This is a genomic window from Paenibacillus phytorum (assembly GCF_013141715.1).
Taxonomy (GTDB): Bacteria; Bacillota; Bacilli; order Paenibacillales; family NBRC-103111; genus Paenibacillus_E; species Paenibacillus_E phytorum.
This window is the reverse complement of record NZ_WHOA01000002.1, coordinates 1-1,670: the sequence shown is the minus strand read 5'-3', so window position 1 is coordinate 1,670 and position 1,670 is coordinate 1. Positions and strand designations below refer to the sequence as shown.

Genomic DNA, 1,670 nt, shown 5'->3' with positions numbered 1-1,670 from the left:
CTCGACCGATTAGTATTCGTCAGCTGCATGCATTGCTGCACTTCCACCTCGAACCTATCAACCTCGTCGTCTACAAGGGGTCTTACATACTGGGAAATCTCATCTTGAGGGGGGCTTCGCGCTTAGATGCTTTCAGCGCTTATCCCCTCCGTACATAGCTACCCAGCGATGCCTCTGGCGAGACAACTGGTACACCAGCGGTACGTCCATCCCGGTCCTCTCGTACTAAGGACAGCTCCTCTCAAATTTCCTACGCCCGCGACAGATAGGGACCGAACTGTCTCACGACGTTCTGAACCCAGCTCGCGTACCGCTTTAATGGGCGAACAGCCCAACCCTTGGGACCTACTTCAGCCCCAGGATGCGATGAGCCGACATCGAGGTGCCAAACCTCCCCGTCGATGTGGACTCTTGGGGGAGATAAGCCTGTTATCCCCAGGGTAGCTTTTATCCGTTGAGCGATGGCCCTTCCATTCGGTACCACCGGATCACTAAGTCCGACTTTCGTCCCTGCTCGACTTGTAGGTCTCGCAGTCAAGCTCCCTTATGCCTTTGCACTCTGCGAATGATTTCCAACCATTCTGAGGGAACCTTTAAACGCCTCCGTTACATTTTAGGAGGCGACCGCCCCAGTCAAACTGCCCACCTGACACTGTCCCCATACCGGATCACGGTACCAGGTTAGAACTCCGATACGATCAGGGTGGTATCCCAACGATGCCTCCACCCAAGCTGGCGCTCAGGCTTCAAAGGCTCCCACCTATCCTGTACAGATCGTACCAAAGTCCAATATCAAGCTGCAGTAAAGCTCCATGGGGTCTTTCCGTCTTGTCGCGGGTAACCTGCATCTTCACAGGTATTAAAATTTCACCGGATCTCTCGTTGAGACAGCGCCCAAGTCGTTACGCCATTCGTGCGGGTCAGAATTTACCTGACAAGGAATTTCGCTACCTTAGGACCGTTATAGTTACGGCCGCCGTTTACTGGGGCTTCAATTCATAGCTTCGGGTTGCCCCTAACCACTCCTCTTAACCTTCCAGCACCGGGCAGGCGTCAGCCCGTATACTTCGCCTTGCGGCTTCGCACAGACCTGTGTTTTTGCTAAACAGTCGCTTGGGCCTTTTCACTGCGGCCCCCTCGGGCTATTCACCCTACCGAGGCACCCCTTCTCCCGAAGTTACGGGGTCATTTTGCCGAGTTCCTTAACGAGAGTTCTTCCGCGCGCCTTAGAATTCTCTTCTCACCCACCTGTGTCGGTTTGCGGTACGGGCACCTTCGCCTGGCTAGAAGCTTTTCTTGGCAGTGTGAACTCATGACCTTCGGTACTTAAAGTTTCCCTCCCCATCACAGCCCAGCCTTACGATGTGCGGATTTGCCTACACATCAGCCTCACTGCTTGGACGAGCATCCATCAGCTCGCGTCACTATCCTTCTGCGTCACTCCATTGCTCATAACGGCTACGGTGGTACAGGAATTTCCACCTGTTGTCCATCGACTACGCCTTTCGGCCTCGCCTTAGGTCCCGACTTACCCTGAGCGGACGAGCCTTCCTCAGGAACCCTTAGGTTTTCGGCGGATCAGATTCTCACTGATCTTTTCGTTACTTATACCGGCATTCTCACTTGTATGCGCTCCACCTGTCCTTACGGTCAGAATTCAACGTACATAC

Annotated in this window: 1 rRNA gene; it reads right to left on the bottom strand. The window is 53.9% G+C overall.

Annotated features, from left to right (window positions below):
* Position 1: 1 nt before the first annotated feature.
* A 23S ribosomal RNA gene (locus GC098_RS00010) occupies positions 2–1,670 on the bottom strand; the annotation flags it as partial.